The 8226-nt window shown below is 61.1% G+C and carries 8 protein-coding genes; all 8 read right to left on the bottom strand.

All coding sequences use genetic code 11. The features are described from left to right. Window positions 1–37 precede the first annotated feature (37 nt). Window positions 38–1408 carry an adenylosuccinate lyase gene (gene purB, locus AB5Y85_RS13095; protein ID WP_088868772.1) on the bottom strand — a complete coding sequence of 457 codons (1371 nt, stop codon included), beginning with the start codon at window positions 1406–1408 and terminating at the stop codon, window positions 38–40. A gap of 127 nt (window positions 1409–1535) precedes the next feature. Then, window positions 1536–2150, bottom strand: a complete 615-nt coding sequence (gene hflD, locus AB5Y85_RS13090) for a high frequency lysogenization protein HflD (protein WP_005334622.1) — start codon at window positions 2148–2150, stop codon at window positions 1536–1538. 23 nt (window positions 2151–2173) lie between these two features. After that, window positions 2174–3280: a tRNA 2-thiouridine(34) synthase MnmA gene (gene mnmA / locus AB5Y85_RS13085; protein ID WP_005353619.1), complete on the bottom strand. Its 1107-nt coding sequence runs from the start codon at window positions 3278–3280 to the stop codon at window positions 2174–2176. Window positions 3281–3438: 158 nt separating this feature from the next. Beyond that, the gene (locus AB5Y85_RS13080; protein ID WP_042082454.1) at window positions 3439–3930 is read right to left on the bottom strand and encodes an NUDIX hydrolase; all 492 of its coding nucleotides are present in this window, start codon (window positions 3928–3930) and stop codon (window positions 3439–3441) included. Beyond that, complete coding sequence (gene rluE, locus AB5Y85_RS13075; protein WP_257687282.1) at window positions 3930–4853, bottom strand: 23S rRNA pseudouridine(2457) synthase RluE; 924 nt, start codon at window positions 4851–4853, stop codon at window positions 3930–3932. Before rluE ends, AB5Y85_RS13080 begins: the two co-directional genes overlap by 1 nt. A 104-nt stretch (window positions 4854–4957) precedes the next feature. Next, window positions 4958–5725, bottom strand: a complete 768-nt coding sequence (locus AB5Y85_RS13070; protein ID WP_257687283.1) for a PTS sugar transporter subunit IIA — start codon at window positions 5723–5725, stop codon at window positions 4958–4960. Further along, window positions 5725–6030 carry a PTS fructose transporter subunit IIB gene (locus AB5Y85_RS13065; protein ID WP_005334611.1) on the bottom strand — a complete coding sequence of 102 codons (306 nt, stop codon included), beginning with the start codon at window positions 6028–6030 and terminating at the stop codon, window positions 5725–5727. The genes AB5Y85_RS13070 and AB5Y85_RS13065 overlap by 1 nt, the downstream gene beginning before the upstream one ends. 219 nt (window positions 6031–6249) lie before the next feature. After that, window positions 6250–7656, bottom strand: coding sequence for a hexose-6-phosphate:phosphate antiporter (gene uhpT, locus AB5Y85_RS13060; RefSeq protein ID WP_005353611.1), 1407 nt, complete (start codon window positions 7654–7656; stop codon window positions 6250–6252). Window positions 7657–8226: the final 570 nt, after the last annotated feature.

Here is an 8226-nt window from a genome sequence, read left to right as displayed (position 1 = left end):
GATCATGCACAGGGCCCCGGTGGTGTCATTTATCCGCTTATTTCAGCAGGTCAACCAAACGCTGGGCGTCACCGATGTAGTTGGCCGGGGTCAGCTTCTTCAGCTCAACCTTGACCGCTTCCGGCAGCTCCAGGGTGTCGATAAAGGTACGCATCCCTTCGGCATCGACGCGGCGACCACGGGTCAGCTCCTTGAGCTTCTCGTAGGGCTTCTCGATACCGTAGCGGCGCATCACGGTCTGGATCGGCTCGGCCAGCACTTCCCAGTTGGCATCCAGATCGGCGGCCATGGCGGCGTCGTTGGCTTCCAGCTTGGAGATACCCTTGAGGGTCGCCTGATAGGCAATCAGGGAGTAACCCACCGCCACACCCAGGTTGCGCAGCACGGTCGAGTCGGTCAGATCACGCTGCCAGCGGGAGATGGGCAGCTTGCTCGCCAGATGCTGGAACACGGCGTTGGCCAGACCCAGATTGCCTTCGGAGTTCTCGAAGTCGATGGGGTTGACCTTGTGCGGCATGGTGGAGGAGCCGATTTCCCCCGCGATGGTGCGCTGCTTGAAGTGACCCAGGGAGATGTAACCCCACACATCGCGGTCGAAGTCGATCAGGATGGTGTTGAAGCGGGCCATGGCGTCGAACAGCTCGGCGATATAGTCGTGCGGCTCGATCTGGGTGGTGTAGGGGTTCCAGGTCAGACCCAGGGAGGTAACAAACTCCTCGGAGAACTGGTGCCAGTCCACATCCGGGTAGGCGCTGAGGTGGGCGTTGTAGTTGCCGACCGCACCGTTGATCTTGCCGAGGATCTCCACCGCCATGATCTGCTTGAACTGGCGCTCCAGACGGTAGGCGACGTTGGCCATCTCCTTGCCCATGGTGCTCGGGGTCGCCGGCTGACCGTGGGTACGGGAGAGCAGCGGCATGTCACGGTACTCGTGGGCCAGACGCTTGATCTCGCTGATCAGCTTCTCGCAATAAGGCTTGATGACCTCTTCGCGAGCGGTTTTCAGCATCAGACCGTGGGAGTTGTTGTTGATGTCTTCCGAGGTGCAGGCGAAGTGGATGAACTCGCTGACAGCCGCCAGCTCCGGGTTCACTTCGACTTTCTCCTTGAGGAAGTACTCCACCGCTTTCACATCATGGTTGGTGGTGCGCTCGATCTGTTTGATGCGGGCGGCGTCACTCTCGTTGAAGTTGCTGACGATGCCATCGAGCAGGGCGTTGGCGGCCGCGCTCAGGGCAGGGACTTCCGGGATCCCGGCGTGGCTGGCCAGTTTTTGCAACCAGCGCACCTCGACTTCGACGCGAAAACGCAGCAGGCCGAATTCGGAGAAGATAGGGCGCAGGGCATCGGCCTTGTCGCCATAACGACCGTCAATCGGGGAAACAGCAGTCAGCGCGGACAGCTCCATGGGGTGAACTCCTGATGATTTGTGTGGGGGATCCGTATTCACTTGCGCGCCGGTCGGGGTGTATCAAGGCTGATGTGCGGCTGTTCACCCTGATGTTGACCTCGCTTGCCCGCGCGCGAGCCGATGATTAGTAACGTTTGGCCAGCTCCACCATCTTCTTGCGAGCGAAGATGATCTGGGTGCGGCTGCCACCGAGCTGACGCCACAGCACGCAGGCACGAATGCCTGCCAGCAGCAGGGCGCGCACCTTGTGCTGCACCAGCGGCTGCTGCAGGAACAGCGGGGTACCCGCCACCTGGATGCGCGGCCCGATGGGGCTGATAAGATCGCTGTAGATGCTCGCCATGTTGGCCAAAATCTGCTCGTCGAGCAGATCGAAGTGCTGTTGCTGGCGGCCAATCTGGCTGATCCGCTCACCCAGCATATTGAGAATGTCCTTGCGCTTGGCCAGCTTGCGCTCCAGCGCAATCAGGCTCACCACGTAGCGGGTCAGCTCGGCATTCTTCTGGCTGCCGTCGGCACCCAGCTGCTCGACCAGCGCGCGGTAGCCGTCGCGAATGGCCAGATGGGTGTTGTTGAACACCTCGAGCGGTTGGCTCGGGTTGGTCACCAGAATGCTGGAGAGGCTCTCGCGCAGGGCGGCCTCGTCACAGCTGCCGTCTCGGGCCACCTTCTGCACCAGATACGCGGCCTGGCAGATGCCGGCAAAGGCCATGGTTCTGTCTTGGAATTTATCGCTCACGTCTGCTGCCTTCTGTTAAGGATTCAAACCGGATGGCTGAAACGTTGTTCGATGATGCCGCCGCCCAGACACACTTCCCCGTCGTAGAAGACGGCGGACTGGCCCGGGGTCACTGCAGCCTGCTTCTCGTCGAAGATGACCCGGATGGTCTCGTCGTCGATGGGCTGGATCAGGCAGGGGATATCCTGCTGGCGGTAGCGGGTCTTGACGGTGCAGCGACGCGGCTCGCGAATGGGGGTGCGATCCACCCAGTGCAACTGGCTGGCAATCAGGCCATCGGAGTAGAGGCGAGGATGCTCGCCCTGCGCCACCACCAGCACGTTGCGCTCGACCTCTTTGTCGACCACATACCAGGCCTCTTCGGTGGCATCTTTGCGACCACCGATGCCGAGCCCCTTGCGCTGGCCCAGGGTGTGATACATCAGACCCTGATGCTCGCCGATCACCTTGCCATCCACGGTCTCGATTTTACCGGGCTGGGCGGGCAGGAACTTGGCCAGGAAGTCCTTGAACTTGCGCTCGCCGATAAAGCAGATGCCGGTGGAGTCTTTCTTCTTGGCGGTGATGAGATCGAGCTGCTCGGCGATGCGGCGCACCTCCGGCTTCTCCAGATCGCCAACCGGGAACAGGCTCTGACCCACTTGCTTCTCGCTCAGGGTATAGAGGAAGTAGCTCTGATCCTTGTTGGTATCGAGACCGCGCAGCAGTCGCGGGCGGCCGGTGCTGTCGTCACGGCGCACATAGTGGCCGGTGGCGATGTAGGTGGCACCCAGCTCTTCGGCGGCAAATTCGAGGAACGCCTTGAACTTGATCTCCTTGTTGCAAAGGATATCGGGGTTTGGCGTGCGGCCAGCCTTGTACTCTTCGAGGAAGTGCTCGAACACATTGTCCCAGTACTCGGCCGCGAAGTTGATGGTGTGGAGTTTCATCCCCAGCTTGTCGCAGACGGCCTTGGCATCAGCCAAATCCTGGGCGGCAGAGCAGTACTCGTCCGTGTCGTCTTCTTCCCAGTTCTTCATGAACAAGCCTTCGACCTGATAGCCCTGCTGCTGGAGCAGGTAGGCCGAGACGGAAGAATCCACGCCGCCGGACATGCCGACGATCACCTTGATTTGGCTGTTGTCTGTCATTAGTCGAAGTTACCAGTTCGTTTAAACGGGGCGTATTCTACCAGAGTTTTGCGCCCCCGGTCACATATCCATGCCGCAGTTCCCATCAGGAGCCTGACAGCAGGAAATCGTTTTTCTATTGTTGGCATTTGTTGCCGAAAACAGAGTGTCAAATGGCCTCAGATAAAGGCCTTGAGGGCCGAGAGCGGCAGCCGTGTCCCCGCCAGATAATCCTGAATGCACTGCCACACCAAGGGGCTGCGCAGGGCCGGTTTGCATTCCGCTATTTCTTCCAGCGTAAGCCAGTGGCAAGCCAGCACATCGCCGTCAGGATCCTCTGGATGGTGCTGACCCGGCGCTTTTTCAAGGTCGAAGATGATGGCGGTGCGCACATAGGTGGCTTCGCTGTCGGCCGGTTTGAACAGATAGGTACCAAGCCAGGCCGTCGGCGTGGCGGTCAGACCCGTCTCCTCTTTCAGCTCGCGGCAAGCCGCTTCAAGCAGGTTTTCCCCCGGCTCCACATGGCCGGCGGGCTGGTTGAAACGGCGCTGGCCTTTTATCTCCTCTTCCACCACCAGAAAGCGCCCCTGCCACTGCACCAGGGCGGCGACCGTCAGGCGCGCCTCCATGCGGGCGTGGCTGGTGGTCGATTGCTCTGCCTGATTGCTCATCATGACTCCTTGTCGCTGCTATTGGGATTGCCCGCACGGGCGGGTCGGCGTGCCGTTCCTCGCCCGCTGCTGCGGGGTTTGCCGCCGGTCGGGTTCGTGGCTGCGCGCTCGGTTGGGTGAGTGCTGCGGGGGCGTTCGTCCCGTCTCGGCTGGCTGGGCCGCCGTGGTGCCTCCCCTGCCGGTTTGGCCGGTTTGGCGGTATGAGCGCCTGAACGGGATGAGGAGAGGCGCGGGCGGCTGTTGGAGAGCGGCGCCAGCTCGGGGGCGGGCAGGCTGTGGCTCTCGCCGGGTGCCAGACCATCTAACGTCCAGTCGCCGATGGCGTAGCGAATAAGGCGCAAGGTGGGGTGGCCGATATGGGCGGTCATCCGCCGTACCTGCCGGTTGCGCCCCTCGATGATCTTGATCTCCAGCCAGCTGGTGGGGATCTCCTTGCGCTCGCGGATCGGCGGATTGCGCGGCCACACCGCAGGTTCATCCATGATGCGCGCCCCGGCGGGCAGGGTCATGCCGTCATTGAGCTCGACACCGGCGCGCAGGGCGGCCAGTTTCTCTTCGCTCGGCACGCCTTCCACCTGCACCCAATAGGTCTTGGGGGTCTTTTCCCCCGGCTGGGTGAGGCGCGCTTGCAGCTTGCCATCGTTGGTGAGCAGCAGCAGCCCCTCGCTGTCGCGATCGAGCCGCCCTGCGGCATAGATGCCGGGCTCTTTGATGTAATCCTTGAGGGTCTCGCGGCCCGCCTCGTCGGTGAACTGGCAGAGCACCATGTAGGGCTTGTTCAGCAGGAGCAATTTGCGATCCTCTGGGGCCAGCTCTGGTTTGCGGGGGGATGCATGGCGGGGTGCGGCTGGTTTGGCCGCCGTGCGCGGGGCGTTATCGCGCGGCGCGCGGCTGACAGAGAGACGGGAGCGGGGAGATTTCATCGGATACACACTTCAGACAGACGATGGCAGCGAGTGTACCACAGGGTGCTGAGGGCAGGATGAATGGCTGGCGTTACAGCAAGCAGCGCCCAGAGCCAATTCGCCTAGCTCAGCAGGCTCTCGATCACGATAGCCTGACGGGCGGGGGGCGAGCCCGCCAACAGCAGGGCGTGGCTGACCACATCGTCGATCATCGCCTGCGCCAGTCGGGTGAGGGGGCGCAGGGTCTCCCGTCCGCTACCAACCGGCACCGCCAGCAGAATAATGGTCTGCACCGGCCCGATTTGAGAGCCCCACTCGATGGGCTCCTTGCAATTGAGCAGGGTCAGCGCTGGCTGGCTGATCCCTTCGCTCAATACATGGGGCATGGCAAGGCCGGGGCGGATGATGGTGGCCGAGACCTGCTCGCGCCGCTCTACCGCGGCGGTCAGTGTGGCGCGGTCGGTGACCAGCTCGGCGGGCAGCAGATCGATCAGATGCTCGAGCGCTTCGGCCTTGGTCAGCGGTTCGGTGCTGTGGGCCAGCTGGCGCAGGGCAAAATGGTAGTCGGGTAGGGCATTTGCCAGTCGCAACTCCGCCAGCGCGGCGGTGCGCTGGCGCACCAGCGGTTGACCCAGTTCGCCGCACCAGCAGGTAAAGGCCATGTGGGCGAGCTCGGCATCGCACCCTTCGATCTGCAACTGGCAGAGATCGCCTGGCCGGGTGGCGAGGGTCAACAGGGAGAGCTGGTTGCTTGCGGCAACGGTCTGACGCCGGGTGAGGTTGGCGCAGCGGATGGTGGATTTGAACATCCCCGCCAGCCGGTTCAACTGCTTGGCCTGGGTGATGCTCAACCCCTGCTGGCAGTAGAAGGTGATTTCGCGGGTCAGCATCAGGCCGGGATCGGCAGGGCCTTGAGTACGGCGTTGGCATCCAGCAGCACGGTTTCCAGTCTCACCTGATGGATGGTGCAGCCGAGGAAGCGCTCTTTCTGCTCAATCTCGATATCGGAGGCAATCAGCACTAGGTCGGCGCTGGCAATATCGCGGGCGGTCAGCATGTTCTCCATGCCCATGGCGCCCTGTGTCTCGACCTTGATCTTGAGTCCCAGCCCAGTGGCGGCTTTTTGCAGGGCATCGGCAGCCATATAGGTATGGGCGATACCGGTCGGGCAAGCGGTGACGGCGACGATCTTCATCTGCTCTCTGTGATGCTGACAAGGGGGAGCAACAAGATAGCGCCAGCGGGGGGCTTTTACCAAAAGTCCATATGAAAAGTGGGATCTTGATGGGGATATGCCCGTCCCTTGAACGGCAGTGCAAGCTCATGCCGGGCCAGTCGGGTGTCTGGTTGCTCCAAACAACAAGGGCCACCCCTGTGGGTGGCCCTGAACAATCTGCGTCTGTTGTTATGGCTATCAGGCGGTCTGTGCGGCCAGCTCGGCGGCTTTCAGTTCGCGCTTGATGCGGCGGATCTTGCGCTCTTCGGCGACCGCGACACAACCCATCAGTACCAGACAGGCGGCGGCTGCGATGTCCAGCGCCGCGAAGGTGCCGGTCCAGCCGGTCAGACCGAAGATGGGGGTGCCATCGGCGATCATGCCCAGACCCAGTTTGGCGAAGCTGTCACCAATCAGGTAAGCGAAGGTGCCCTTGACGCCATCGGCCACACTGATGCCCTGCTTGGGGACGAAGCCCACGGCGGCGACGCCGATCAGCAGTTGCGGACCAAACACCAGGAAGCCCAGGGTGAACAGGGAGCCCAGGAACATAAACTGGGTGGTCGCATGCTGGTAGAGACCCAGAGTCGCGATGATCAGCGCCAGTGCCACACAGGCAACCAGACCACGACGGCCGTTGGCCAGATCGGAGAGGTAACCCCACATCAGGGTGCCGACCAGTGCGCCCACTTCGAAGAAGGTAAAGCCCTGAATAGCCACGTCTTTGGAGAAGCCCAGCTCCTGGTGGGCATAGACGGTAGACCACTGGTCGATACCGATACGCACCACGTAGAGGAAGATGTTGGCAAAGCAGAGCAGCCAGATCACCTTGTTGAGCAGCACGTACTTCACGAAGATCTGCCACTTGGTCAGCTGCTGCTCCTCGGTGGCGATATCCTCTTCGCTCGCCACTTCGTCAAACAGCTCTTCCACCTTGCCAAGGCCATAGGCTTCCGGTGAATCGCTACCAAAGCGCAGGCCGATAAAGCCGACGATCAGGGCGATGATGGAGGGGAAGATAAACATGCCGAGCACGTTGCCATCAAACAGGTAGTTGGCACCGAACAGCGCCACACCGGCCGCACCGGCACCGCCCACGTTGTGGGAGAGGTTCCACATGCCCAGATAGGTGCCGCGCTTGTTGCGAGGGGTCCACTTGGTGATGGTGGAGTAGCTGCACGAACCGCCACAGCTCTGGAAGAAACCGCTCAGCGCATAGAAGAAGATCATGAAGTAGAGGCTGAAACCGGTGCCGCCCATGCTGGCACTGAAGCCCAGCATGCACAGCGCGGAGAGGATCAGCATCAGCGGCAGGAACTGCTTGGTGTTCTTGCCATCGGCGTAGTAGGAGACGATGGTCTTGCCCACCCCGTAGGTGATGGAGAAGCCAAGGCCGATCATGCCAAGCTCGGTCATGGAGAGACCGTACTCCTGGATCATGTCATTTTGCGCAATGTTGAAGTTCTTGCGGATCAGATACATGGTCAAATAGCCAATAAATACAACCAGATAAGATTGCATAAACGGCTTGAACCAGAGCTTGCGCCGGGCTTCGACCGGCAGGTCGAGGGTGGGGACCCGGACCTGTTGGAGCAATTTCAACATCTTCGTTCATCCTCTGCGAGATAGACGGTATTTCCGCCGCGCCCCTCATTTGTAGATAGGTTGTTCGAGGTCACGCCACGGAAGGGGGAACGGAACGTCGGGGCTGTCAGCCGTTGCTGCGCTCGACGTTCCATCCATATAAACCCGGGCCCGGCACGGGATGACGGGGTGCATTGCCCGTCGCGGTGCGGGTCACGACATCAGGTGAGGTGACTCTAATAAGAGGGGCAAAAAATGGCTTGAGAGCCATCCCTAGTGGGGCTAGGAAATTTTCCTAGTTTTTGCGCTTTCGCGGACAAAGCGTGAGAAACATCACACCGCTGACGCCGGATTGCTGCCATTTCAGCCAGTTTGGCGCTCTGTGTGAGTGCTGGGCTGAGGAGGGGAGAGGCTAGAAGGGAGCCAGGGAAAGGCAAGGGGAGAGGTGAAAGCAGAGATAAGGGAAGAGTGCTTATCGACCACTATTTCTCGGGGGGCGATTTTGGGAAATACGGCTCGCCAGCCATCCCAAAAAACAAGAGGCCACCCCGTGGGGTGGCCTCTTTTTATGCTCTATGAGCCGCGATGGCG

Origin of the sequence: Aeromonas sp. R3-1, assembly GCF_040908345.1 — a bacterium.
Lineage (GTDB): Bacteria > Pseudomonadota > Gammaproteobacteria > Enterobacterales > Aeromonadaceae > Aeromonas > Aeromonas veronii.
Note: the sequence above shows the minus strand (reverse complement) of the source record. Positions and strands in the feature narration are given on the sequence as shown.